General features: G+C 58.7%; 25 protein-coding genes and 1 tRNA gene. 9 read left to right on the forward strand and 17 right to left on the reverse strand.

The window, feature by feature from the left end; genetic code table 11:
• Window positions 1–191: 191 nt before the first annotated feature.
• The 8 genes from ychF to CKW20_RS00255 form a co-directional block, all read right to left on the reverse strand.
• Entirely contained in the window at window positions 192–1,292 is a 1,101-nt protein-coding gene (ychF, locus tag CKW20_RS00220; RefSeq protein WP_095051161.1) for a redox-regulated ATPase YchF, read from the reverse strand.
• 22 nt (window positions 1,293–1,314) lie between these two features.
• Window positions 1,315–1,899, reverse strand: a complete 585-nt coding sequence (gene pth, locus CKW20_RS00225; RefSeq protein WP_007905795.1) for an aminoacyl-tRNA hydrolase — start codon at window positions 1,897–1,899, stop codon at window positions 1,315–1,317.
• 169 nt (window positions 1,900–2,068) lie between these two features.
• Entirely contained in the window at window positions 2,069–2,668 is a 600-nt protein-coding gene (locus CKW20_RS00230; protein ID WP_095051162.1) for a 50S ribosomal protein L25/general stress protein Ctc, read from the reverse strand.
• Window positions 2,669–2,810: 142 nt separating this feature from the next.
• On the reverse strand, window positions 2,811–3,752 hold the full coding sequence (locus tag CKW20_RS00235) for a ribose-phosphate pyrophosphokinase (protein ID WP_003171603.1): 942 nt from the start codon (window positions 3,750–3,752) through the stop codon (window positions 2,811–2,813).
• A gap of 46 nt (window positions 3,753–3,798) precedes the next feature.
• Window positions 3,799–3,873: transfer RNA gene (locus CKW20_RS00240), tRNA-Gln, on the reverse strand.
• A 37-nt stretch (window positions 3,874–3,910) separates the two neighbouring features.
• The gene (ispE, locus tag CKW20_RS00245) at window positions 3,911–4,762 is read right to left on the reverse strand and encodes a 4-(cytidine 5'-diphospho)-2-C-methyl-D-erythritol kinase (RefSeq protein WP_095051163.1); all 852 of its coding nucleotides are present in this window, start codon (window positions 4,760–4,762) and stop codon (window positions 3,911–3,913) included.
• Window positions 4,763–4,764: 2 nt separating this feature from the next.
• Complete coding sequence (gene lolB, locus CKW20_RS00250) at window positions 4,765–5,382, reverse strand: lipoprotein insertase outer membrane protein LolB (RefSeq protein ID WP_095051164.1); 618 nt, start codon at window positions 5,380–5,382, stop codon at window positions 4,765–4,767.
• 4 nt (window positions 5,383–5,386) lie between these two features.
• Window positions 5,387–7,111 carry a tetratricopeptide repeat protein gene (locus CKW20_RS00255; RefSeq protein WP_095051165.1) on the reverse strand — a complete coding sequence of 575 codons (1,725 nt, stop codon included), beginning with the start codon at window positions 7,109–7,111 and terminating at the stop codon, window positions 5,387–5,389.
• A 236-nt stretch (window positions 7,112–7,347) separates the two neighbouring features.
• Between CKW20_RS00255 and hemA the strand changes: the two genes are divergently transcribed.
• From hemA to CKW20_RS00285, 6 genes are all read left to right on the forward strand, one after another.
• Complete coding sequence (gene hemA / locus CKW20_RS00260; RefSeq protein ID WP_095051166.1) at window positions 7,348–8,637, forward strand: glutamyl-tRNA reductase; 1,290 nt, start codon at window positions 7,348–7,350, stop codon at window positions 8,635–8,637.
• The gene (gene prfA, locus CKW20_RS00265; protein WP_095051167.1) at window positions 8,634–9,716 is read left to right on the forward strand and encodes a peptide chain release factor 1; all 1,083 of its coding nucleotides are present in this window, start codon (window positions 8,634–8,636) and stop codon (window positions 9,714–9,716) included. The genes hemA and prfA overlap by 4 nt, the downstream gene beginning before the upstream one ends.
• Window positions 9,717–10,547, forward strand: coding sequence for a peptide chain release factor N(5)-glutamine methyltransferase (gene prmC / locus CKW20_RS00270; RefSeq protein ID WP_095051168.1), 831 nt, complete (start codon window positions 9,717–9,719; stop codon window positions 10,545–10,547). It abuts the gene before it with no gap.
• A complete protein-coding gene (locus tag CKW20_RS00275) occupies window positions 10,541–11,296 on the forward strand; it encodes a molybdopterin-synthase adenylyltransferase MoeB (protein ID WP_095051169.1) in 756 nt (251 codons plus the stop codon). Before prmC ends, CKW20_RS00275 begins: the two co-directional genes overlap by 7 nt.
• Window positions 11,289–12,080, forward strand: a complete 792-nt coding sequence (gene murI / locus CKW20_RS00280) for a glutamate racemase (RefSeq protein ID WP_095051170.1) — start codon at window positions 11,289–11,291, stop codon at window positions 12,078–12,080. Before CKW20_RS00275 ends, murI begins: the two co-directional genes overlap by 8 nt.
• Window positions 12,081–12,199: 119 nt before the next feature.
• The gene (locus CKW20_RS00285; protein ID WP_095051171.1) at window positions 12,200–12,718 is read left to right on the forward strand and encodes an acyloxyacyl hydrolase; all 519 of its coding nucleotides are present in this window, start codon (window positions 12,200–12,202) and stop codon (window positions 12,716–12,718) included.
• A 107-nt stretch (window positions 12,719–12,825) separates the two neighbouring features.
• Here the strand turns inward: CKW20_RS00285 and CKW20_RS00290 are convergent, their stop codons facing one another.
• The 6 genes from CKW20_RS00290 to CKW20_RS00315 all read right to left on the reverse strand — a co-directional run bounded on the left by CKW20_RS00290 (window position 12,826) and on the right by CKW20_RS00315 (window position 18,560).
• The gene (locus tag CKW20_RS00290; RefSeq protein ID WP_095051172.1) at window positions 12,826–13,131 is read right to left on the reverse strand and encodes a YkgJ family cysteine cluster protein; all 306 of its coding nucleotides are present in this window, start codon (window positions 13,129–13,131) and stop codon (window positions 12,826–12,828) included.
• A 60-nt stretch (window positions 13,132–13,191) separates the two neighbouring features.
• Entirely contained in the window at window positions 13,192–13,968 is a 777-nt protein-coding gene (locus CKW20_RS00295) for an SDR family oxidoreductase (RefSeq protein WP_095051173.1), read from the reverse strand.
• A 73-nt stretch (window positions 13,969–14,041) separates the two neighbouring features.
• Window positions 14,042–15,484 carry a deoxyribodipyrimidine photo-lyase gene (gene phrB, locus CKW20_RS00300; RefSeq protein WP_095052226.1) on the reverse strand — a complete coding sequence of 481 codons (1,443 nt, stop codon included), beginning with the start codon at window positions 15,482–15,484 and terminating at the stop codon, window positions 14,042–14,044.
• Between the two features lie 34 nt (window positions 15,485–15,518).
• Window positions 15,519–16,460 carry a MerR family transcriptional regulator gene (locus CKW20_RS00305; RefSeq protein WP_095051174.1) on the reverse strand — a complete coding sequence of 314 codons (942 nt, stop codon included), beginning with the start codon at window positions 16,458–16,460 and terminating at the stop codon, window positions 15,519–15,521.
• A complete protein-coding gene (locus CKW20_RS00310) occupies window positions 16,460–17,419 on the reverse strand; it encodes a DUF523 and DUF1722 domain-containing protein (protein ID WP_095051175.1) in 960 nt (319 codons plus the stop codon). The genes CKW20_RS00305 and CKW20_RS00310 overlap by 1 nt, the downstream gene beginning before the upstream one ends.
• 154 nt (window positions 17,420–17,573) lie before the next feature.
• A complete protein-coding gene (locus CKW20_RS00315) occupies window positions 17,574–18,560 on the reverse strand; it encodes an NAD(P)/FAD-dependent oxidoreductase (RefSeq protein ID WP_095051176.1) in 987 nt (328 codons plus the stop codon).
• Between the two features lie 196 nt (window positions 18,561–18,756).
• Here CKW20_RS00315 and CKW20_RS00320 point away from each other — a divergent pair, with 196 nt between their 5' ends.
• Together CKW20_RS00320 and hemH are read left to right on the forward strand one after the other, a co-directional pair.
• A complete protein-coding gene (locus CKW20_RS00320; protein ID WP_095051177.1) occupies window positions 18,757–19,665 on the forward strand; it encodes a TIGR01777 family oxidoreductase in 909 nt (302 codons plus the stop codon).
• An 8-nt stretch (window positions 19,666–19,673) separates the two neighbouring features.
• Entirely contained in the window at window positions 19,674–20,696 is a 1,023-nt protein-coding gene (gene hemH / locus CKW20_RS00325) for a ferrochelatase (protein ID WP_095051178.1), read from the forward strand.
• Between the two features lie 113 nt (window positions 20,697–20,809).
• On the opposite strand, the gene CKW20_RS00330 is transcribed toward hemH, so the two are convergent.
• Both CKW20_RS00330 and upp read right to left on the reverse strand, forming a co-directional pair.
• On the reverse strand, window positions 20,810–22,084 hold the full coding sequence (locus tag CKW20_RS00330; protein WP_095051179.1) for a uracil-xanthine permease family protein: 1,275 nt from the start codon (window positions 22,082–22,084) through the stop codon (window positions 20,810–20,812).
• A 2-nt stretch (window positions 22,085–22,086) separates the two neighbouring features.
• Window positions 22,087–22,725 (reverse strand): uracil phosphoribosyltransferase, encoded by a 639-nt coding sequence (upp, locus tag CKW20_RS00335; RefSeq protein WP_095051180.1) that lies wholly within the window; start codon window positions 22,723–22,725, stop codon window positions 22,087–22,089.
• 177 nt (window positions 22,726–22,902) lie between these two features.
• Between upp and CKW20_RS00340 the strand changes: the two genes are divergently transcribed.
• Window positions 22,903–23,460 carry a hypoxanthine-guanine phosphoribosyltransferase gene (locus CKW20_RS00340; protein WP_095051181.1) on the forward strand — a complete coding sequence of 186 codons (558 nt, stop codon included), beginning with the start codon at window positions 22,903–22,905 and terminating at the stop codon, window positions 23,458–23,460.
• A 100-nt stretch (window positions 23,461–23,560) separates the two neighbouring features.
• On the opposite strand, the gene dauA is transcribed toward CKW20_RS00340, so the two are convergent.
• Window positions 23,561–25,282, reverse strand: coding sequence for a C4-dicarboxylic acid transporter DauA (gene dauA, locus CKW20_RS00345; RefSeq protein ID WP_095051182.1), 1,722 nt, complete (start codon window positions 25,280–25,282; stop codon window positions 23,561–23,563).
• Window positions 25,283–25,305: the final 23 nt, after the last annotated feature.

The following is a 25,305-nucleotide window of genomic DNA, read 5'->3' on the forward strand; positions in this document are numbered from 1 at the left end:
CTGATCTCCGGGTTTCCACCATACCCGGTTTTAAAAACCGGCTTAGGGGCGTCGTACCCGGAATATTAGCCAGCCACCGCTCGGATCTCAATGGATGAGGGTGGTGGTGCTTAAACGCGAAACCCCCGTATCACCTAGTGATTACGGGGGTTTCGAGGTCCATCAAGCTCCGTGGAATTCCACGGAAGCTGTCACACGTTGAAACGGAAGTGCATCACGTCGCCGTCTTTAACGATGTAGTCCTTGCCTTCCAGACGCCACTTACCGGCTTCCTTGGTGCCGGCTTCGCCCTTGTACTGAATGAAGTCATCGTAGGCGATGACTTCGGCGCGGATGAAGCCTTTTTCGAAGTCGGTGTGGATCACGCCGGCGGCTTGTGGTGCGGTAGCACCTACGCGGACGGTCCAGGCGCGGACTTCTTCGACGCCGGCGGTGAAGTAGGTCTGCAGGTGCAGCATTTCGTAGCCAGCGCGGATTACGCGGTTCAGGCCAGGCTCTTCAAGGCCCAGGGCTTCGAGGAACATGTCTTTTTCTTCGCCGTCGTCCAGTTCGGCGATTTCGGCTTCGATCTTGTTGCAGACCGGAACCACCACGGCGCCTTCTTCTTCGGCGATGGCTTTGACGATGTCCAGCAGCGGGTTGTTCTCGAAACCGTCTTCAGCGACGTTGGCGATGTACATGACCGGCTTGGTGGTCAGCAGGTGGAAGCCACGAATCACTGCTTTGTCGTCGGCGCCCATGTTCTTCATCAGCGTGCGTGCAGGCTTGCCTTCGGTGAAGTGAGCGATCAGTTGCTCCAGCAGGCCTTTCTGGACCACTGCGTCCTTGTCACCGCCCTTGGCGTTGCGTGCGACTTTCTGCAGTTGCTTCTCGCAGCTGTCGAGGTCGGCGAAAATCAGTTCAAGGTCGATGATTTCGATGTCGCGCTTGGGGTCGACGCTATTGGAGACGTGAATCACGTTCTCGTCTTCGAAGCAGCGGACCACGTGGGCGATGGCATCGGTTTCGCGGATGTTAGCGAGGAACTTGTTGCCCAGGCCTTCACCTTTCGAGGCGCCGGCAACCAGGCCAGCGATGTCGACGAATTCCATGGTAGTCGGCAGGATGCGCTTGGGTTTGACGATGGCCGCCAGGGCTTCCAGGCGTGGATCCGGCATCGGCACGATACCGCTGTTCGGCTCGATGGTGCAGAAGGGGAAGTTCTCGGCCGCGATCCCGGATTTGGTCAGGGCGTTGAACAGGGTGGACTTGCCGACGTTAGGCAGGCCGACGATGCCGCAATTGAATCCCATGGTGTTTCCCCTCGGGTAAGAGTCAGGCCTTCTGGCTGTGCAGGTTTTTCATCGCGCGGTTCCATTCACCGGCGAGGATATCCGGCAGCACGCCGAGGGCAAAGTCGATGCTGGCATCGAGTTTTTCCTGTTCGGCGCGTGGCGCACGACCCAGGACGAAATTTGAAACCATACTGGCAACGCCCGGGTGGCCAATGCCAAGCCGCAAGCGGTGAAAGGTATTCTGATTGCCCAGTTGCGCGATGATGTCGCGCAACCCGTTGTGACCGCCGTGGCCGCCGCCCTGTTTGAGCTTGGCAACGCCCGGAGGCAGGTCGAGTTCATCATGCGCCACCAGGATTTCTTCAGGCTTGATGCGGAAGAAGCCGGCAAGTGCCGCGACGGCCTGGCCGCTGCGGTTCATGTAGGTGGTGGGAATCAGCAGACGAACATCCTGACCCTGATGCGAATAGCGCCCGGTCAGGCCGAAATATTTGCGATCGGCCACAAGGTTTACACCTTGCGCGTGCGCGATGCGCTCAACAAAAAGGGCCCCTGCGTTATGCCGGGTCTGTTCGTATTCAGCGCCTGGATTTCCCAGGCCAACGATCAGTTTGATGGCAGTCACGATAGGGGCCCTTCCTTGGAGTGGTGGATAACATCGCCGCAATCAGGGAGTGCGGCGAAAGTGGACGACAAGTGCTCATTTACCATTATGTAAACTCCGCGTTCTCGCCCGCTTTCTCGCTACGCTCTAGTCCGCGATGTTTCCGGTCACTCCGGCGAACAGAGTGAAATTACTCTGCTGCGCCTTCAGTAGCTTCTGGAGCAACACGTGGAGCGTGAACGTTGGCAACAGCCAGGTCGTTACCGTGAGCCAGAGCAACAAACTCAACGCCTTTAGGGGCGGTGATGTCGGACAGGTGAATGATCGCGCCGACTTCGGCGTTAGCCAGGTCAACTTCGATGAATTCAGGCAGGTCTTTTGGCAAGCAGGTCACTTCGATTTCAGCAACAACGTGCGAGATTTCGCCGCCTTTCTTCACTGGAGCAGCTTCGTTGATGAAGTGCACAGGAACGATAGCGGTCAGCTTTTGGCCGGCAACTACACGTACGAAGTCAGCGTGCATCACGTGGCCTTTGGCCGGGTGACGCTGCAGAGCTTTGATGATTACGTTTTGCTTGGTGCCGCCAACGTTCAGCTCGATGATGTGGCTGTAAGCCGCTTCGTTTTCGAGCAGTTTGGCAACTTCTTTAGCCAGCATGCTGATGGATTCAGGGGCTTTTTCGCCACCGTAAACTACAGCTGGAACCAGGCTTGCGAGACGACGCAGGCGGCGGCTCGCACCTTTCCCCAGGTCGGAACGCACTTCAGCATTCAGAGTAAAATCGTTCATGTTGTATCTCCAAAATAACCACATTCGCCCCAGCGTTTGCGACCAGCGCTAAAGGCGATATGGGCAAAAAAGCCCCGCCCCGACAGGAATGCCGGGGCGGGGCGCTTTTCGTCAACGAGATGTAATGAAAAGGGCAGGGCCCTTAACGGAACATCGCGCTGATCGATTCTTCATTGCTGATGCGGCGGACCGCCTCGGCAACTACCGGTGCGATATCCAGTTGGCGGATACGCGCACAGGCTTGTGCTGCAGCGGACAGCGGGATGGTGTTCGTCACCACCAACTCGTCCAGCACGGAATTTTCAATGTTTTCGATCGCCCGACCCGACAGCACAGGGTGCGTGCAGTAGGCGAAAACCTTGGCAGCGCCATGCTCTTTCAGGGCCTTGGCCGCGTGGCACAGAGTGCCGGCGGTATCGACCATGTCGTCGACCAGAATACAGGTACGCCCTTCGACATCACCGATGATATGCATCACTTCAGAGTGATTGGCTTTCTCACGGCGTTTGTCGATGATCCCGAGATCCACGCCCAAGGATTTGGCAACAGCCCGTGCACGCACGACGCCACCAATGTCCGGGGACACGATCATCAGGTTTTCGAAGCGCTGATCTTCAATGTCATCCACCAGTACCGGGGAGCCGTAGATGTTATCTACCGGAATATCGAAGAAACCCTGGATTTGGTCAGCATGCAGATCAACCGTGAGAACACGGTCGATGCCGACTACGGTAAGCATGTCAGCAACGACTTTCGCGCTGATAGCCACACGTGCGGAACGCGGACGGCGATCCTGACGGGCATAACCAAAGTAAGGAATAACAGCAGTGATACGAGTAGCCGAGGAGCGGCGGAAGGCATCAGCCATCACTACCAGTTCCATCAGGTTATCGTTGGTCGGAGCGCAAGTCGGCTGAATAATGAAGACGTCTTTACCGCGAACGTTTTCATTGATCTCGGCAGTAATTTCGCCGTCGGAAAACTTACCGACAGAGATGTCACCGAGAGGGATATGCAGCTGACGTACAACACGCCGAGCCAGATCGGGGTTAGCGTTCCCCGTAAAGACCATCATCTTGGACACGCGCAGTACCTGAAGGCTGAGGGTAACCTGGATGAGTATAGGAAAATGGCAGGGGCGGCTGGATTCGAACCAACGCATGGCAGGATCAAAACCTGCTGCCTTACCGCTTGGCGACGCCCCTGTATCTGTTGCAACGAGTACCCAGTACTCGATTCCTTTTAGAGCAGACCTTGCAGCTTGCGATGCAACATCGAAACGTTGCTTCCTTTTGCTACAAACCCTGTAAGGGTCTCTGTCAGAAGGGCCGAGACTTTATCAGCTTCAGCTTTGCTTGGGAAGCCCCCAAACACACAACTTCCAGTTCCGGTGAGTTTTGCTTCGGTAAATTTACCTAACAAATTCAATGCGTTACGTACATCTGGATAACGCCTTGCTACCACCGGTAAGCAGTCATTTCGACTGTTTCCCTTGGGAACGGGGCGCACTTTAATGGGAGGAGTGTTACGTGTCAACAGTGGATCTGAAAAAATTTCTGCTGTACTTACAGATACTTGCGGCACCAGCACGAGATACCACGGTTCTTCAGGCTCTACAGGGGTGAGTTTTTCCCCCACGCCCTCGGCGAAAGCTGCGTGGCCACGCACGAAAACCGGGACGTCGGCGCCAAGCGTAAGGCCCAGCGCGGCCAGTCGATCCTCATCCCAGCCCAGTTGCCAGAGATGATTGAGGCCCAGCAATGTGGTTGCCGCATTCGAACTGCCGCCACCGATGCCGCCGCCCATGGGCAGGATTTTTTCGATCCAGATGTCGACACCCAGCGAACAACCGGATTGTTCCTGAAGCTTTTTTGCCGCTTTGACGATCAGGTTGCTGTCGTGAGGGACATCGACGAATTCGGTGTGCAACCGAATCACGCCATCGTCGCGAACGGCGAAGGTGATTTCATCGCCATAATCGAGGAACTGAAAAACCGTCTGCAACTCGTGGTAACCGTCTTCACGGCGACCGAGGATGTGCAGCATCAGGTTGAGCTTGGCGGGCGAGGGCAATGTCAGGCGTGGGGCAGTCATGTTCACTGCCCCAGTTTGCGTGGTTGCCATTCCTTGATCACCAACGTGACATCAAGGTCGGTGCCGTGCAGTTTGATCCGCTCGGGCAGCCAGTAGCCGTTTTGCTCGGCATAACTGAGGTATTCGACTTGCCAGCCATCCTGTTCGAGATTGGCCAAGCGGCTGTCGACGTCCAGGGTCAGGCGACTTTTGCTGTCCGGGGCCGGGAGCCCGCGAACCCACCATGCCAGATGAGACACCGGCAATTTCCAGCCAAGCTGTTCTTCAACCAATGCTTCTGGGGTCTGCGCGTCATAGCGGCCCTGATTGGCCACTTCCAGCGAGACTTTGCCTGGACGACCGGTCAAGCGGGCCGCGCCACGACCCAGCGGGCCGGAGAGGCGGATGTCGTAGTAATCCTGGCGTTGCAGCCAGAACAACGTGCCGCTGCCCGAGTCTTTGGGCGCACGGATGCCGATCTTGCCGTTGATCTGCCAACCGTCGAGGCCGGTCAGTTGCTGTTTGTGCTCGCGCCATTGGGCCTTGTTGCCTTGACCCTGGACCGATTCGCGGGCGCCGAAGCCCGCGCAACCGGCGAGCAGGGCGATGAAGCTGAAAATAATGAGGTGGCGCAAAAACATAATCTTAAAGAGTCTCTGATCCGGTCAGGCGCTTGATGGTGCCGCGCAGGGTAGGGCTGTCGGGCTGTTCCTTGAGGAACTTGCTCCAGATTTGCTTGGCTTCGCGTTGTTTGCCGTTGGCCCACAGGACTTCGCCCAGGTGCGCGGCGACTTCCTGATCGGGGAAGCGCTCCAGTGCCTGGCGCAAATATCGCTCGGCTTCATCGAGGTTACCCAGGCGGAAATTGACCCATCCGAGGCTGTCGAGGACTGCCGGGTCTTCCGGGCTTATCTGGTGCGCCTGTTCGATCAAGGCCTTGGCTTCGGCGTAGCGTGTGGTGCGGTCGGACAGGGTGTAGCCGAGAGCGTTCAACGCCATCGCATTGTTCGGGTCGCGCTTGATGATCAGTCGCAGATCTTTTTCCATCTGCGCCAGGTCATTGCGTTTTTCTGCCAGCATGGCCCGGGTATACAGCAGATTCAGATCGTCGGGGTATTGCTGCAGGGCTTGCTGCAAGACTTTCCAGGCCTTGTCGCCCTGTTTGTTGGCAGACAAGGTTTCGGCTTCGATCAGATACAACTGGATCGCGTAATCGGGTTGCTCGCCGCGTTCGGCTGCCAGACGGCTTTGGGCTTCGGCGGTCTTGCCGTTGCTCATCAGAATATCGGCCTGACGCAATTGCGCCGGCAGGTAATCGTTGCCCGCCCCGACCTGGGCGTACTCGATCAATGCGCCCTGCGGGTCGTTACGCTCTTCAGCAATGCGCCCCAGGTTCAGGTGTGCCGAGTCGACATGGCTTTCCCGAGCGATCAAATCTTCCAGGTAACCTTTGGCCTCGTCCCATGCCTTGGCTTCCAGGCAGACCAGGGCCAGGGAATAACGCAGTTCGTCGTCTTCGGGGTATTGCTGCACCAGGCTCGAGAACTCGGTTTTGGCATCTTCCATGCGGTCCTGCTCAACCAGCATGCGCGCATAGGTCAGACGCAGGCGTTTGTCGTCCGGGTATTTCTTGATGCTTTTTTGCAGCAGCGGCAGGGCTTCATCGCCACGGTTGAGCCCTTGCAGCAGGCGCGCGCGCAGCAGGATCGGCGCTATTTCGCCCTCGTCCGGCGGGTTGTCTTCGAGCAGGGTCAGGGCACCCTTGGCATCGCCGTCCTGTTGCATCAGCAAGGCCTTGCCGAAAATCAGCTGGTTGTTGTGCGGATGGCGCTGCAACAAGCGGTCAAAACCTTTCATCAGACCGTTGCGCGTGTCCTGGTCGGTATCGGCCGCAGACAGGGCGAGGAAGTCGAAATGCGTGTCGCCTTTGCCTTGCAGGACTTTCTCCATGTAGACCATGGAGTCGTCGTAACGCCCGGCGCGGGCAAGTTGCACGGCAGCCGCCCGTTGTGCCTCGAGATCGTCCGGTGCGTTTTTGGCCCAGACCAGTGCGGTGTCGAGGGCAGCCTGATCGGCACCCAGATACTCGGCAATGCGAAATGCCCGCTCGGAGATGCCTGGATCCTGGGTATTGATGGCCTGGGTCACGTAGTTGTCCAGGGCAATGTCGTAACGATTGCGCTGGCCAGCGAGTTCGGCGCTCAACAGGCTGAAGACGGTTTCTTCACTGAACGAGCTGTAAACCTTGGGCTTTTCAGGAACCGGAGTGCTGTCTTCGACCGGCGGCGTACCGTCCGACGAAACGGGTGCCAAGGCCTGGCAGCCGCTGAGGAAGACAAAAGCGAGGAGCAACGCGGAAGATCTATTCATATAGGAAGAAGGACGACTAACCTGCGGTCGGATCATCATGACACAAGCCTTCGGCCAAACATAACCGCCCGGCCAATTTCCCCGCGCGGGCAATCCCCGCAGGCCCGGCGCCCTTGTAAACGAGAACGGATCGCAGCCTTTGGCAGTTCTTACAGGAGCGATAGATATCGAGTGGTTGTTCTGGCTCTGTCGAAGTAGGACAATTGTCGGCTTCACGTCACCATCAGCGACCTTGAATGGCCTTCCTTGCACTCGGTATTAACCACAAGACTGCTTCAGTAGACGTCCGCGAGCGCGTGGCCTTTACCCCTGAGCAGCTGGTTGAGGCCTTGCAGCAGCTCTGCCGACTCACCGACAGCCGCGAAGCTGCGATCCTCTCCACCTGCAATCGCAGTGAACTGTATATAGAACAGGATCACCTTTCGGCTGACATCGTGTTGCGCTGGCTGGCCGATTATCATCATTTGAGCCTCGAGGAGCTGCGCGCGAGCGCTTATGTGCATGAAGATGATGCGGCAGTTCGTCACATGATGCGCGTCGCCTCGGGGCTCGATTCGCTGGTGTTGGGGGAGCCGCAGATTCTCGGTCAGATGAAATCGGCCTACGCAGTGGCTCGCGAGGCTGGCACCATCGGTCCGCTGCTCGGCCGGTTGTTCCAGGCCACATTCAACGCGGCCAAACAGGTGCGAACCGACACCGCCATCGGCGAAAACCCCGTATCCGTGGCGTTTGCCGCGGTCAGCCTGGCGAAACAGATTTTCAGCGATTTGCAACGCAGTCAGGCTTTACTGATCGGCGCCGGCGAGACCATTACCCTGGTCGCCCGCCATCTGCATGAGCTGGGTGTGAAGCGAATCGTGGTCGCCAACCGCACCCTGGAGCGCGCGAGCATTCTGGCCGAACAGTTCGGCGCCCACGCAGTGCTGCTCTCGGACATCCCGGCAGAACTTGTGCGCAGCGACATCGTCATCAGTTCCACTGCCAGCCAGTTACCGATTCTCGGTAAAGGCGCGGTGGAAAGTGCCTTGAAATTGCGCAAGCACAAGCCGATTTTCATGGTGGATATCGCCGTTCCTCGGGATATCGAATCGGAAGTCGGCGAGTTGGACGACGTATACCTATATAGCGTCGACGATCTCCACGAAGTGGTCGCCGAAAACCTCAAGAGCCGTCAGGGCGCAGCCCAGGCCGCCGAAGAGATGGTATCGGTCGGTGCCGAAGATTTCATGGTTCGCCTGCGCGAACTGGCGGCGGTGGATGTGCTCAAGGCTTATCGTCAACAAAGCGAGCGCCTGCGCGACGAAGAATTGCAGAAAGCCCAGCGCATGCTCGCCAATGGCAGCAGCGCCGAAGACGTGCTGGTGCAACTGGCCCGCGGCCTGACCAACAAACTCTTGCATGCTCCGAGTGTGCAATTGAAAAAGCTCTCTGCCGAAGGCCGCCTCGATGCGCTGGCCATGGCCCAGGAACTCTTTGCCCTCGGTGAGGGCTCATCGGATAGCTTTTCGGATAAAAAACCGCAATGAAAGCGTCACTGCTCAATAAGCTGGACATCCTCCAGGACCGTTTCGAGGAATTGACCGCCCTGCTTGGCGACGGCGAGGTCATTTCCGATCAAAACAAGTTCCGCACCTATTCCAAGGAATACGCGGAAGTCGAGCCGATCGTTGGCACCTATAAACAGCTGCTTAAAGTGCAGGGCGACCTCGAAGGGGCTCAGGCGCTGCTCAAGGACAGCGACCCGGACATGCGCGAAATGGCCGTGGAAGAAGTCCGCGAAGCCAAAGAGCAACTGATCGAAATCGAAGCTCAACTGCAACGTATGCTGCTGCCCAAAGATCCCAACGACGGGCGCAACGTATTCCTCGAAATCCGTGCCGGCACTGGCGGTGACGAAGCAGCGATTTTCTCCGGCGATCTGTTCCGCATGTATTCGCGTTACGCCGAGCGACGTGGCTGGCGGGTAGAGATTCTCTCGGAGAACGAAGGCGAACACGGCGGCTATAAAGAAGTCATTGCCCGGGTCGAAGGCGAGAACGTTTACGGCAAGCTGAAGTTCGAATCCGGTGCGCACCGCGTACAGCGGGTTCCGGCCACTGAATCCCAGGGCCGCATCCACACCTCGGCCTGCACCGTGGCCGTGTTGCCCGAGCCGGACGAGCAGGAAGCGATCGAGATCAACCCGGCGGATCTGCGGGTCGACACCTATCGCTCCTCCGGTGCTGGTGGTCAACACGTCAACAAGACCGACTCGGCGATTCGTATCACGCACTTGCCATCCGGTATTGTCGTCGAGTGCCAGGAAGAACGTTCCCAGCACAAGAATCGCGCCCGGGCGATGTCCTGGCTGTCGGCCAAGCTTAACGATCAGCAGACCAGCGCCGCCGCGAACGCAATCGCTAGCGAGCGTAAGTTGCTGGTAGGTTCCGGTGACCGCTCCGAGCGTATTCGCACCTATAACTTTGCCCAGGGCCGGGTCACCGACCATCGGGTCAACCTGACGCTATATTCCCTCGACGAAATTCTCGCGGGCGGTGTGGATGCGGTGATCGAACCGCTGCTGGCCGAGTACCAGGCCGACCAATTGGCAGCGATAGGTGAGTAAATGACGATCATTGCCAGCTTGTTGCGCGCCGCCGATTTACCCGACTCGCCCACTGCGCGTCTGGATGCCGAATTGCTGCTGGCGGCTGCCTTGGGCAAGTCCCGCAGTTTTCTGCACACCTGGCCTGAACGTATCGTCCCGAGCGAAGCGGCACTGAAATTTGCCGAGTACCTGCAGCGTCGCCGTAGCGGTGAGCCGGTGGCCTACATTCTGGGGCAGCAAGGCTTCTGGAAACTCGATCTGGAAGTCGCGCCCCACACGCTTATTCCACGTCCCGACACCGAATTGCTGGTAGAGACCGCGCTGGAACTGTTGCCGGCCACACAGGCCTTGGTGCTCGATTTGGGCACTGGCAGTGGCGCCATCGCCCTGGCCCTGGCCAGTGAACGTCCGGCCTGGAAAGTCACCGCCGTGGATCGCGTGCTGGAAGCCGTGGCCCTGGCCGAGCGCAATCGCCAGCGCTTGAGCCTGAACAATGCCACGGTGCTGAGCAGCCATTGGTTCAGCGCCCTTGAAGGCCAGCGTTTCCAACTGATCATCAGCAATCCGCCCTATATCGCTTCGACCGATCCGCATCTGGCGGAGGGCGATGTGCGCTTCGAACCGGCCAGTGCCCTGGTGGCCGGCGTCGATGGGCTCGACGATTTGCGTCTGATCGTCGATCAGGCACCGGATCATCTTGAGGCGGGTGGCTGGTTGATGCTCGAACATGGTTACGATCAAGCCGAGGCCGTGCGCGATTTGCTGCTGACCCGCGGCTTTGAAGAGGTCCACAGCCGCACCGATCTGGGCGGTCACGAACGCATCAGTCTGGGGCGCTTGCCGTGCTGAATGATCAGGAATTACTGCGCTATAGCCGGCAGATTCTGCTGCAACACGTCGACATCGACGGTCAGTTACGGCTCAAGGAAAGCCGCGTGCTGATTGTCGGCCTCGGCGGTCTCGGTTCACCGGTTGCGCTGTACCTGGCGGCGGCCGGTATCGGTGAGTTGCATCTGGCGGACTTCGACACGGTTGACCTGACCAATCTGCAACGCCAGATCGTTCACGACACCGACAGCGTCGGCCTGAGCAAGGTCGATTCGGCGATCCGTCGCCTGACCGCGATCAATCCCCAAATTCAGCTGATTGCCCATCGCACTACCCTGGATGAAGATTCTTTGGCAGCGGCAGTTATGGCGGTGGATCTGGTGCTGGACTGTTCCGATAATTTTTCCACCCGCGAAGCGGTCAACGCCGCGTGTGTGGCTGCGCGCAAACCGCTGGTCAGCGGCGCGGCGATTCGGCTGGAAGGGCAATTGTCGGTCTTCGACCCTCGTCGTCCGGAAAGCCCGTGCTACCACTGTTTATACGGGCACGGCAGCGAAGCCGAGCTGACCTGCAGCGAGGCTGGTGTACTGGGTCCGTTGGTGGGCCTGGTCGGTAGCCTGCAAGCCCTCGAAGCACTGAAATTGCTGGTGGGGTTCGGTGAACCGCTGGTGGGGCGCCTGTTATTGATCGATGCCTTGGGCACGCGTTTCCGTGAATTGCGGGTCAAGCGTGATCCGGGCTGCAGCGTCTGCGGGTCAAGCCATGCGTGAAGCGCCGATTGCTGTATTCGATTCCGGCGTCGGTGGGCTCTCCGTGCTGGCCGAGATCCAACAGTTGCTGCCCAACGAATCTCTTTTGTACCTCGGCGATTGCGGGAATATTCCCTACGGTGAGAAATCACCGGCATTCATCAGTCAGCGTTGCAGTGTCATGGCGAAGTTCTTTCAGCAGCAGGGCGCCAAGGCGCTGGTGCTCGCTTGCAACACCGCGACCGTCGCGGGTGTTGCGGACTTGCGGCGCGATTTCCCCGAGTGGCCCATCGTCGGCATGGAGCCCGCGGTCAAACCGGCTGCGGCGGCGACGCGCAGCGGTGTAGTTGGCGTACTCGCCACCACCGGCACTTTACAGAGCGCCAAGTTCGCCGCTTTGCTCGACCGTTTCGCCGTCGATGTGCGAGTCATTACCCAGCCATGCCCCGGGCTGGTGGAGCTGATTGAGAATGGCGATTTGCACAGCGAGGCATTGCGTCAGTTGCTGCAAGGGTATGTCGACCCGCTGCTGGCTGCTGGCGCAGACACGATCATTCTTGGCTGTACGCATTATCCCTTTCTGAAACCGCTGCTTAGGCAGATGCTCCCGCCGAGCATCAGCCTGATCGATACCGGTGCCGCTGTGGCACGGCAGCTTCAACGATTGTTGGCCGAGCGTGAGTTGCTGGCTGAGGGACCTGCTCGCGCTACCCGGTTCTGGTCGAGTGCGGATCCGGAGCATTTCAGAAATATCTTGCCGGTTTTATGGCATTCGACGGGTGTTGTGCAAAGCTTCGACTTGTAGATAAAAAAGAGATCACACGAATAATTGAGCTGAACTTCTGATCAAGCGTCTGCTTCTATAGCTTTGTCTGTTGGGCAGCATAAAAACCATACGAAATTGTTCGGAAAAGGATGTTTCTAATGAAGCGACTATTCTGCTTGGCCGCGATTGCGACCGCATTGATGGGGCACAGTTTTACCGCGCAGGCAGCAGGGGTGGAGTTCGCGGTCGGCCAGACCAGCGATTCGACCATGACCTACCGATTGGGGATGCAATTCGATTGGGACAAAAGCTGGCTGCAGAGTGACATCGGTCGCTTGACCGGCTACTGGAGCGGCGCTTACACCTATTGGGAGGGCGATGAAACGTCGAGCAATCACAGTTTGTCGTTCTCGCCAGTGCTGGTGTACGAGTTTGCCGGTCAGACCATTAAACCCTACGTTGAAGCGGGTATCGGCATCGCGGTGTTTGCCAACACCGAAGTCGAAGACAACAAATTGGGCAGTGCCTTTCAGTTCGAAGACCGTTTCGGGTTTGGTCTGCGCTTTACCGGCGGACATGAAGTCGGGATTCGCGCCACGCACTATTCCAATGGCGGGATCAGCAGCCCGAACGATGGCGTAGAGAGTTATTCGCTGCATTACACGATGCCGTTGTAACGTCGAAAGCTTCGCGGGCAAGCCTCGCTCCTACACCTTTCCCTGTAGGAGCGAGGCTTGCCCGCGAAGGCGTCAGACCTGCTGAACTATCTCTAAAATCGACCCTTTCACCGATACGCCGTCGCAATCCCCTGGCGTTCGGTAATGCATTCCGGTGCGCCCATTTCGAACTCCCGGCAGATCAGCGGACGTTTTTCGTAAATGGTGCACATCATGCTGTTGCGATCCAGCGCGGCGCACCAGCCGTCATCCAGTCGCAGCATGACTTCCCCACCCCAATCGTCGGTATCGATAAAACGCTCGGGCACACCAGTGTCGGTGATCAGTATGACTTCAAGCTGACAGCAGCAGGCCGCGCAGGTTGAGCAGGTGACCGCAGGTTCGGCGATTTGCGTGTGGGGAATGGTTTTCATGGCACGCAGTGTAAGGCAGTGGGCCCGCGCTGTGTGAAAGGCCTGACGGACGCTCAGGCTTCACGGCAGATCCTCGATCGGCGGATTGTCTCGCTCCATGCGCTTGTCGATTTCCAGTTCCGTCTCGCTGGGCTTTTGCGGCAGAGGCCAAAGGACAGGCATGAGCAACTCCGGTAAGGAGAGTTCCAGGGGACGATGCTTGAGCATGTCAAAGAGGTATCGCGCAGCGTTGTCCGTCGACCAGTCAAGGTGCTCCGGAGCGTCGTTGCTCAAGGGAATATCGATAAGTCCTGGGCTGACGATGGTCATTTCGATGTTTTCCGGCGCTACTTCGATGCGCAAGGACTCGAATAGATGACGCAACCCGGGCTTTGAATCATTGTAGGATTCGGCTCGTGGCAGGGGCAGCCAGGTCACTAAGCTGGCCATGCCCACCAGATGCGGCGCAGTGCCCGCCCGCAGCAGGGGTCGGGCAGCTTCGATGCAATAGCTGCTGGCAAGCAGGTTGGTCCGCACGATGTGCTCGATGATTGACGCGTCGAATTGATTGGCATCGACGTATTCGCAGGTGCCTGCGTTGAGAATCATGGTGTCCAGAGACCCCCATTCCTTGGCAATCTGCTCGCCGATTTCGCGCACTCTTTGACCGTTGGTCAAATCCCCCGCGACCACCAGTACCTGTCCGGGATAACGCTGAGACAGGGCTTCCAATGGCGCCAACGAGCGGGAGCTGGCAGCCAGATGGGCACCGGTTTTGAGTATTTCTTCGGCCAGCGCGGCACCAATACCGTTGCTGGTACCGGTCAGCCAGTATCGCCTTGGAGGTTTAAGATTCATCGCAATTCCCTTTTTAACCAGATGATTTCCCGGCTCAATACCGTGTTCATAACGTAACGCTGCGGCATCAGGATCATTCCGGTAGCGGTAAACCTTGTCGTGACGGCAGGTTCTTGAACGCCGCCAAGGCCCGTTCGCGGGAACTGTTCAGATTGACGATAGGCGATGGATAATCCATCACACCGAACAATCCATTGAGTCTCACGGGATTGTGCAGGTCTTTTTTGTTCATTTCATTGATCTGCGGCAACCAATGCTTGATGAAAACCCCTTCGGCATCGAACTTTTCCGACTGACTCAGTGGGTTGAAAATCCGGAAGTAGGGCGCCGAATCGGTGCCAGTGGACGAACTCCACTGCCAGCCGCCGTTGTTCGCCGCCAGATCGCCGTCAATCAGATGTCGCATGAAGAAACGCTCGCCTTCACGCCAGTCGATCAGCAGATTTTTGCTCAGGAACATTGCCACGACCATGCGTAAACGGTTGTGCATCCAGCCGGTTTCCAACAATTGGCGCATGGCGGCATCTATGATCGGCAGGCCGGTACGGGCTTGTTGCCAGGCCTTGAGGTCTTCCGGGGCGTCACGCCAGGCCAGGGCTTCGGTTTCCGGGCGGAAGGCGCGGTGCCGGGAGACTCGTGGGTAGCCCACCAGAATGTGTTTGTAGAATTCGCGCCACAGCAACTCGTTGATCCAAGTAACGGCGCCGACCTTGCCGCTTTCAAACTCACCCTGATTACTGCGCAACGCGGCGTGCAGACACTGACGAGGGGAAATGACCCCGGCGGTAAGATAGGCCGAGAGCTGGCTGGTGCCGGTTTTTGCCGGGAAATCGCGCTCGCTGTGGTAATAGTCGATCTGTGCGTCGGTAAAGGTCTCGAGGCGGCGTCGGGCCTCGGCTTCACCGGCCGGCCAGAGAGCACGCAACCTGTCGCTGGGCGTGTCGAAACCCTCGACACGAGAGGGCGGTTCGTCGCTGGCGATACCCAGCGGCGCCTGGATGGCGGGAGCGGTAACCAATCTCGGCAATGATGCATGCAAGCGTTCGTAGCAGACCTTGCGGAACTGGCTGAAGACCTGGAAATAGGTGCCGGTTCTGGTCAGCACGGTGCCCGGTTTGAACAGCAGTTGATCGAGGTAGCTGTAAAAGTCGATGCCTTGGGCTTTCAGCACTTGGGCCACCGCCGCATCACGACGGGTTTCATGAATGCCGTATTCCTCGTTGACATGCACCGCGTCGATCTTCAGTTGCTGACACAAATCGAGCAGGACCATCGGTGCTTTATCCCAGCGAGACGCTTTGCGAATCAGCAGCGGGATGTTCAGGGCGTCCAGCGCATGGCGTAATTCGCGCAGGTTGCGCAGCCAGAAATCCACTTTGCACGGTGCGTCATCATGCGCCAGCCATTGCTGTGGACTCAGCAAATACACCGCCACACTCGGGCCGCGGGTTGCGGCGGCCGAGAGGGCGGTGTTGTCGTGTAGACGCAAGTCGCTGCGCAGCCAGATCAATTGCATGGTGGTATCCGCACGATCCATTGGAAATACGCCATTAAATGAGCCCTCGCTGAATGAGGCCCTGATGGGCCGACAACGGGTCTTCGGCCAGGGACAAGTCAGCAATGGCGGCGGTTCTTGCGGATAACTCGGCGTGGTGAATGCACACCGTCGGTCCGGCAATCATTTTTGGGCAGCTGACGCCATTCAAAAGTTTCATCAGCTGCGACAGATTCATGGCTTTGCTGGAATACAGCAGTACGCAGCGGGCTTGCAGGTGATCGACTGCCAGCGCAAGTTCGCCGGCAGGGAGCGGCCAGTCGAAGACTTCCACCGGGCAATCGACGCTGCTGATCAGCCAGGCGGTGAGCCATAGATAAGGCTCTAGCGGGAGGTCCGAGTGATTGATCAGCAACAGCGGCGCGGTGCGTAACTGACGATTGTTATGGTAAATCCTCGCGCCGAATTTGCTGCGCAACCAGGAGTAAACAAACACCCGCTCCATCTGCGCGCCGAACTGGCCTTGCCAGCGTTGTTCCAGTTCCGCCAGCAACGGCATCAACAATTTTTCACACAAGGTGCGTGGTGGATACAGCGCCATCGCCTGATTCACCGTGTCATCGAGGGTGCGTTCGGCTAGCTGAGTGACCGCTCGCAGCAATATCTGGCGCAGCACCAGCCAATCGTTGCCGATGGGGTCGGTAAGCTCCGAAGGCGTGTCGAGCAGTTGTTTGACCTGACTGACAGCCACGCCGCGATTGAGCCAGGTGAGAATCGTCAGGATCCGTTGAATGTGTTCGGCACAGAACAGCCGATGCCCCTTGGGTGTGCGCTGAGGCACGATCAGCCCATAGCGCCGTTCCCAGGCGCGCAAGGTGACGGCATTGACCCCGGTCTGTCGGGCCACTTCACGAATGGGCAGCCAACCAGCGTCCAGGGCCTTCTTGAAGTCGGTGCCGAGGTCTTCGCTGGCGCTGGTGTCCGGTGGGTTCTTCATTAAATCGCGTTTCGCAGGCTGAGGTTTTCCGGATGCGGTTGCAGATAAACCTGCTGCGCGATGTAGGGATCCGGGTGTTGGCGAAAGTAGTGTTTGAGCAGCGTCAATGGCACCACCAGCGGCACGATTCCCTGGCGATACTGGCCGATGACGTGTTGCACTTCCTGTTTGTCTTCAGGGCCGATGGCTTGCTTGAGATAGCCGCTGAGATGCTGCAGCACGTTGGTGTGGCTGCGGCGTGTGGCGCATTTTTTCAGGGCTGTCATCAGCTCGCTGAAATAGCGCGGTCCAAGCACTTCTGGATCACTCTGGCCCATGTTGCCTAGCAAGTTGCCCAGGGTTTTGTATTGCACCGGGTTGTGGGCCATCAACAGGTATTTATAGCGCGAGTGAAAGTCAGTGAGGCCGTGACGGGTCAGGCCAGTTTGCAACAATTGCTGCCAGGCGCTGTAGGCGAACACTCGGGTGAGGAAGTTTTCCCGCAGCACCGGATCATTTAGTCGGCCGTCTTCTTCCACCGGTAAATCAGGATGCAACGCACAGAAGGCTTGGGCGTAGATACCACGGCTACCGCCGTCCACTGGCGCGCTGTTGGCGTGGTAGACCTTGACCCGTTCCAGCCCGCACGAAGGGGATTTCTGCATGAAGATATAGCCGCAGATGTCACCCAACTCCATCGCCATTTTTTGGCCATACTCGGCCAGCGGCCGGGTGACGTTGATCTCTGGATTGATCGTACCGACAGCTTCCGGGTGCTCGGGGTTGCCGACCAGGCGGATCGGTTCGCGAGGAATACCCAAGCCAATGGCGACTTCCGGGCATACCGGGACGAAATCGAAATATTCAGAGAGGATGCAGCTGCACAGCCGCGATGCTTTGTGCCCGCCGTTGTAACGCACTTCGGCTCCCATCAGGCAGGCGCTGATGGCGATTTTGGGTTTCATGGTTGTAGGGGGCATCGGAGCGCCTCGAATCCAGACCTGTACAGATTATTAGATCTGTACAACATGACTTCATCATAGATTCAAAGGTGTACAAGTCAAATTTTTTGTATAGGTTTTTGCGGGGCTGCTGCCCATATCGACAGCAGCGATGGGCTGGACTTGATTCAATTCACTGCAGGTGTTCGTGCAGCCTGCGGGCTGCCTCCTGACCACTGAGCCAGGCACCTTCGACACGGCCAGACAGGCACCAATCGCCGCACACATACAGGCCTAGATCAGCATCGGCCAAGGCACCCCACTCATGGCTGCTGGCTGGCCGGGCGTACAGCCAGCGATGGGCGAGGCTGAAAGTCGGAGCAGGCATGGCGTCGTTCAGCAGTTCGGCAAAGGCACCGTGCAATTGCTCGATCACCGCTTCCTTGGGCAGATCGATATGTTGCCGGCTCCAGGCGCTGGTGGCGTGTAGTACCCAAGTGTCGAGGGTGGTATCGCGTCCCGGTTTGCTGCGGTTGCGTGCCAGCCAGTCGAGAGGGCTGTCCTGTACGAAGCAACCTTCGATGGAGGTTTCCAGTGGCGTGTCGAACGCCAGGGCGACGGCCCAGGTCGGCTCCATTTTTACCCCGGCGGCGGCTCCGGCGAGTTTCGGTGCGGCCGCCAGCAGCGCGGTCGCCTGAGGGGCTGGCGTGGCGATGACGACATGGCTGAACGGACCGTGAGTGAAACCCTCGGCGTCTTGCAGGTGCCAGTGTTCTTCACCGCGATAGACCTCGGTGATGCGGCAAGCGAAATGCACTTCCAGATCACCGAGCAGGCCGCGCGTGATCGCGCTCATGCGTGGCGTGCCGACCCAGCGTGTCTGTTCGTCCGGCGAAGGCCTGAGCTGGCCGCCGTGAAAGGTATAGAGCTGCGGTGTCCATACGGCGACCCAGCCGTTGGCTTGCCAGCGCTGGACTTCGGTGACGAAGCGGCGGTCGCGGGCAGTGAAATATTGCGCGCCCATGTCCAGAGCACCCGCATCGCTGCGCTTGCTCGACATGCGTCCGCCACTGCCGCGGCTTTTATCGAAAAGTTGAACGACATGCCCGGCCTCCGTTAGGGCCTGGGCGGCTGAGAGTCCGGCGATGCCGGTGCCGATGATTGCGATAGGTACAGTCATAGGGGCCTCGTTTACCTGTCTGTACAGACTACGCCGTGGTTCAAACCTGTACAATATTGTTTTTTGGTATAACTTTTAGCGTCCTCGTTCTGACAGCTTGGCCTATTGTTAAGCACAGAGCCTGCCCAATACCAAAGATCCCTGCTTATAAAAATAGACTAGTGATCAGGGTAAAACGCCACGCGAGGAAGATGTCATGCACATATTGCTGACCGGCGGTACTGGTTTGATAGGACGTCAACTCTGCCGACACTGGTTGAGTCAGGGACATCGCCTGACGGTCTGGAGTCGCACGCCTGCAAAAGTCGCCCAAGTCTGTGGCACTCAGGTACGTGGAATCGCGCGACTTGAGGACCTGGGTCAAGAGCCGGTGGATGCCATTATCAACCTCGCGGGTGCGCCGATTGCCGATCGGCTCTGGACTCATAAACGCAAAGCCTTGTTGTGGAGCAGCCGGATCACCCTGACCGAAACTCTACTTTCTTGGCTCGAAAGCCGCGAGCAGAAACCGCAGGTGCTGATCTCCGGCTCCGCGATCGGTTGGTATGGCGACGGTGGTGAGCGGGAATTGACTGAAGAATCTCCACCGGTCATCGATGATTTCGCCAGCCAGTTGTGCGTCGCCTGGGAGGAAACCGCGCAGCGCGCCGAAGCCTTGGGCATTCGCGTGATCCTCATTCGTACCGGGTTGGTGCTGTCCGCCGAGGGCGGCTTTTTGTCGCGGCTGCTGTTGCCGTTCAAACTGGGGCTGGGCGGGCCGCTCGGCAACGGTCGGCAGTGGATGTCGTGGATTCATATCAAGGATCAAATCGCCCTGATTGATTTTCTTCTGCATCGCAATGAGGCCAGCGGTCCATATAATGCCTGCGCGCCCACGCCGGTGCGCAATCGCGAGTTCGCCCAAACGTTGGGTAGTGTGTTGCATCGTCCGGCGTTCATGCCGATGCCGACTCTCGTGTTGAAGGTGGGCCTGGGCGAGTTGTCATTGCTACTGCTGGGTGGCCAGAAGGCCATGCCGGCTCGCTTGCTGGAAGCGGGCTTCACTTTCCAGTTCACCGATTTGCGCGCGGCGTTGGACGATGTGTCCAGCCGCCTTAAGAAATAGGACGTTGCATGACCGATCACGCGTTGCTTCTGGTCAACCTGGGTTCACCCGCTTCCACCTCGGTGGCGGATGTGCGCAGTTACCTCAATCAATTTCTGATGGACCCGTATGTGATCGACCTGCCATGGCCGGTGCGGCGTTTGCTGGTGTCATTGATTCTGATCAAGCGCCCGGAGCAGTCGGCCCACGCTTATGCGTCGATCTGGTGGGCAGACGGCTCGCCACTGGTGGTGCTCAGCCGTCGACTGCAACAGGCCATGACCCGGGAATGGACCCACGGACCTGTTGAGCTGGCGATGCGTTACGGCGAGCCGTCGATTGAATCGGCACTGGTGCGGCTGGCTGCCCAGGGACACAAGAAAGTGACGCTGGCGCCGCTCTATCCGCAGTTCGCCGACAGCACGGTGACCACGGTGATCGAAGAAGCCAGGCGGGTGGTGCGGGAGAAGAAACTCGACGTGCAGTTCTCGATTCTCCAGCCGTTCTACGATCAGCCGGAATACCTCGATGCGTTGGTTGCCAGTGCCAAACCTTATCTGGAGCAGGATTACGATCACCTGTTATTGAGCTTCCACGGTTTGCCGGAACGGCACTTGAAGAAGCTCAACCCAGGACACAGCTTCGAAGGTGGCGGCGATTGCTGCGCCGGGGCACCGCCGGAAGTGGTCGCGACCTGTTACCGCGGGCAGTGCCTGCGCACCGCCGCAGAGTTTGCCGGGCGCATGGGCCTGCCGGACGGCAAGTGGTCGGTGTCGTTCCAGTCGCGACTGGGGCGGGCCAAATGGATCGAACCCTACACCGAAGCGCGCCTCGATGAGTTGGCCAAAAGTGGCGTGAAGAAAATCCTGGTGATGTGCCCGGCGTTCGTCGCCGATTGCATCGAAACGCTGGAAGAGATCGGTGATCGCGGGAAGGAGCAATTCCGCGAAGCGGGAGGGGAGGAGTTGGTGCTGGTGCCGTGCCTTAACGAGAATCCGCAGTGGGCCAAGGCGTTGAACGTATTGTGTGAACGGGCGCCGATAGCCCTGTAGTCATGATCGTTCCCACGCTCTGCGTGGGAATGCCTCTGGGGACGCTCCGCGTCCAGTGACGCGGAGCGTTACGGGCTGTATTCCCACGCAGAGCGTGGGAACGATCAGTTCACTCAGAGCAGCGATTCATCCGCCTGCTTGTGCTTCCAGCTGTCATGGCCCGGCAGCAACAAGTTCAGCGCAATCGCCACCACCGCGCACAGCGCGATGCCTTTGAGGCCGAAATCGTCCGGGCCAGTTCCTGTACCGACCAGCACGCCGCCAATCCCGAACACCAGCGTCACCGAGACAATCACCAGATTGCGTGCTTCGCCCAGGTCGATCTTGTGGCGAATCATTGTGTTCATCCCCACTGCGGCGATCGAACCGAACAACAGGCAGAGAATCCCGCCCATCACCGGCACCGGGATGCTTTGCAGCAGGGCGCCGAATTTGCCGATGAACGCCAGGCTGATCGCAAAGATCGCCGCCCAGGTCATGATTTTCGGGTTGTAGTTTTTGGTCAGCATCACCGCGCCAGTCACTTCGGCGTAGGTGGTGTTGGGTGGGCCGCCAAACAGGCCGGCTGCGGTGGTGGCAATGCCATCGCCGAGCAGGGTGCGGTGCAGGCCGGGCTTCTTCAGGTAATCGCGACCGGTCACGCTACCGACCGCGATCACGCCGCCGATGTGCTCGATGGCCGGGGCGAGGGCTACCGGAACGATGAACAGAATCGCCTGCCAGTTGAATTCCGGCGCCGTGAACTGGGGAATCGCGAACCACGGTGCAGCAGCAATCTTCGCGGTGTCGACCACGCCGAAATAGAACGCCATGGCAAAACCGACCAGCACACCGGAGATGATCGGCACCAGGCGGAAAATGCCTTTACCGAACACCGCGACGATCAGAGTAGTCAGCAGCGCCGGCATCGAGATCAACATCGCCGTCTGGTAAGGAATCAGCTCGGTGCCGTCGCCGGCCTTGCCCATCGCCATGTTGGCGGCGATCGGCGCCATGGCCAGGCCGATGGAGATGATCACCGGGCCAATTACCACCGGTGGCAACAGGCGATCGATGAACCCGGTGCCTTTGATCTTCACGGCAAGGCCGAGGAAGGTGTAGACGAAACCGGCCGCCATCACACCGCCCATGGTCGCTGCCAGGCCAAACTGGCCCTTGGCGAGAATGATCGGCGTGATGAAGGCGAAGCTCGAAGCGAGGAACACCGGCACCTGACGCCCGGTAACGATCTGGAACAGAATCGTCCCAAGGCCTGCGGTGAATAGCGCGACGTTCGGGTCGAGGCCGGTAATCAACGGCATCAACACCAACGCCCCAAAGGCCACGAACAGCATCTGTGCACCCGACAGCACTGTGCGCCAGAGCGGATCGTTGAACTCTTCCTGCATGCTCAAGCGTCCTTCTGCTTGGTGCCGAAGATCTTGTCACCGGCATCGCCCAAGCCTGGGATGATGTAACCGTGTTCGTTCAGTTTTTGATCGATGGAAGCGGTGTAAATGATCACGTCCGGGTGAGCCTTCTCAACCATGGCAATGCCTTCTGGCGCTGCGACCAGCACCATGGCGCGGATATCCTTGCAGCCGGCCTTTTTCAGCAGGTCGATGGTGGCGACCATCGAACCACCGGTGGCGAGCATCGGGTCGATGATCATCGCCAGCCGTTCGTCGATTTCCGGCACCAGTTTCTCAAGGTAGGTGTGGGCTTCGAGGGTTTCCTCGTTGCGGGCCACGCCCACGGCGCTGACTTTGGCGCCCGGGATCAGGCTCAGCACACCTTCGAGCATGCCGATACCGGCACGCAGGATCGGCACCACGGTAATTTTCTTGCCGGCGATTTTCTCGACCGACACCGTGCCGCACCAGCCTTCGATGTCGTAGCTTTCCAGCGGCAAGTCTTTGGTGGCTTCATAAGTCAGTAGGGCACCGACTTCCTGAGCGAGCTCACGGAAATTCTTCGTGCTAATGTCGGCGCGGCGCATGAGGCCAAGTTTATGACGGATCAGCGGATGGCGGATCTCGAGGATGGGCATGGGAAAGGCTCCGGCGGCGGGCAAAAAAACCGGCCTAGATTAATCTATCCGTGGGTGTTGTCCTATAGACATATAGAACGTTAGTCCACAAACGCTTGATCTGGCCTCGCTTGATGCGTACCTTTGCCCGCTTTTCCGAATCCGACCCTCCCCTCAATCCCCCCCTTGGAGAGCGCCATGTCCGCTGATCTCGAGCATATCCGTCAAATCATGCGAGAGGCTGACTGCCTGTACACCGAAGCTGAAGTCGAGGCGGCCATTGCCCGCGTCGGTGCGCAAATCAACGATCAACTGGCGGACAGCAACCCAGTGGTGTTCTGTGTGATGAACGGCGGTCTGATTTTCTCCGGCAAACTGCTGACGCATCTGAACTTCCCGCTGGAAGCGTCCTACCTGCATGCCACCCGTTATCGCAACGAAACCAGCGGCGGCGAGCTGTTCTGGAAAGCCAAGCCGGAAGTCTCATTCATTGACCGCGACGTACTGATCATCGATGACATCCTCGATGAAGGTCACACCTTGGGCGCGATCATCGACTTCTGCAAACACGCCGGTGCCCGTGCCGTGCACACCGCCGTGCTGATCGACAAGGACCACGATCGCAAGGCTCGCCCGGACCTGAAAGCCGATTTCGTCGGCCTGCCGTGCATCGACCGTTACATCTTCGGTTACGGCATGGACTACAAAGGCTACTGGCGTAACGCCAACGGGATTTTTGCCGTTAAAGGCATGTAAGCAGGATGACGGTCTGGGGGCGATTTGCCGCCAGGCACGTTGAGGCTTGAATGCAAGGCCTCACATCGGGATGCGTGCGCAGTTTGCTTGAACTGCGTGCTCAGTTCTGTCCGGCAAGCCAGCGTTCGCTTTTGCGTCGAGCCTGTTCCAGGTTATTCACGTAGGCCAACTTGCGCTGTTCCCGATGGATGCCCGCCCGCCTGAGTTTCAGGCGTACCCGTGGAGCGGTTCCGACCAGAATCAGGCCGATGCCGTCGGTGAGGTAATCCCTGAGGATATTGTCGAAGGCAGCCAGAGCTGTCATGTCCAGCATGGGCACGGCGCTCATCTCGACGATCACCACTTTGACCTCGGGGCTGAATTTGCGCAGTACGCCCAGGGCTTTTTCCGCCGCGCCAAAAAACAGCGGCCCACGTATCGCATAGCAACGAACATGCTCCGGCATATCCTGCAAGGCTTGATGGAACTCGCGAGGCAGTTCGGCGGTGTCCGTGAGGTCGCTCATGCGTTTGATGAACAAGCCGGCGGCCAGCAACAGGCCGACGGCGACGGCCAGCACCATATCGAACAGCACCGTCAGGCTCAGGCAAGTCAGCAAGACCAGTACATCGCTGCGTGGTGCGATGCGCAGGGTATGCACGACGTGCCGGGCCTCGCTCATGTTCCATGCCACCATCACCAGCAATGCCGCCAGCGCCGCCATCGGCAAGTAGCTGAACAGGGGTGCGAGGGCGAGTATCGCCAGCAATACCACTGCGCTGTGGATAATCGCCGCCAATGGTGAAAACGCCCCGCTGCGCACATTGGTGGCGCTGCGGGCGATCGCCGCGGTGGCGGTAATGCCGCCGAACAGCGGTGCGACCAGATTGCCCAGGCCTTGACCCAGGAGTTCGGCATTGGGGTCGTGTTTGCTGCCCGTCATGCCATCGGCCACCACCGCGCACAATAACGATTCGATGGCGCCGAGCATGGCAATGGCGAAGGCTGGTGCCATTAATTGGCGGATCAAGTCGTAAGACAAGTGCAGCGGCTGGCCGTAGGGCCCCGGCAGATTCCACGGCCAGTCGAAGCTCGGCAGAAACGGCGGTATACCGGGGTGGCTGACGCCATCGACGATATAGCTGAAGCGTTCCCCCAGCGTCGCAATCGGTAACCCGCCGCGTTCCAGTGCCACCCCCAGCAATGCGCCGACGGCCAGCGCCACCAAATGCCCCGGAATCCTCGGCACAAAGCGCGGCCAGACGATCAGAACCGCCAGGCACATGACACCGATGATCCCGTCCCCCAAGCGAGCGCTGGGTAACGCCTGAAGCAGCGCACCTAATTGCTCGATGTAATGTTCGGCATGCCCGGCGGTACTCAGGCCCAGCAAATCCTTTAATTGAAGGGTGGCGATAACAATGCCGATCCCGGCGGTAAAGCCCAAGGTCACTGGATAAGGGATGTACTGAATCAGCCGTCCGGCCCGAATCAGCCCCAAGGCAATCAGGATTACCCCGGCAAGCATGGTGCAGAGCAGCAGGCCACCCAGGCCATATTGTTGGGTGATCGGCAGCAGTATCACCACGAATGCGGCTGTTGGCCCGCTGACATTGAAGCGCGAGCCTCCCGTGAGGGCGATCAGCGGGGCAGCGATCAGTACCGTATACAAACCCTGCTGGGGCGCTACCCCCACTGCAATTGCCAGGGCCATGGCCAGAGGGATGGCGATAATCCCGACCGTCACCCCGGCACTGATATCGCCGCGCAAACGTCTGAGGCTATAACCTGCGCGCCAGGTCTGACGCCAGGCGGCGAATAACGGGGGCATGGAGAATGACATGGGTACTCCACAACAGAGGGTGC

The organism is Pseudomonas sp. Irchel s3b2 (genome assembly GCF_900187445.1).
Taxonomy (GTDB): Bacteria; Pseudomonadota; Gammaproteobacteria; order Pseudomonadales; family Pseudomonadaceae; genus Aquipseudomonas.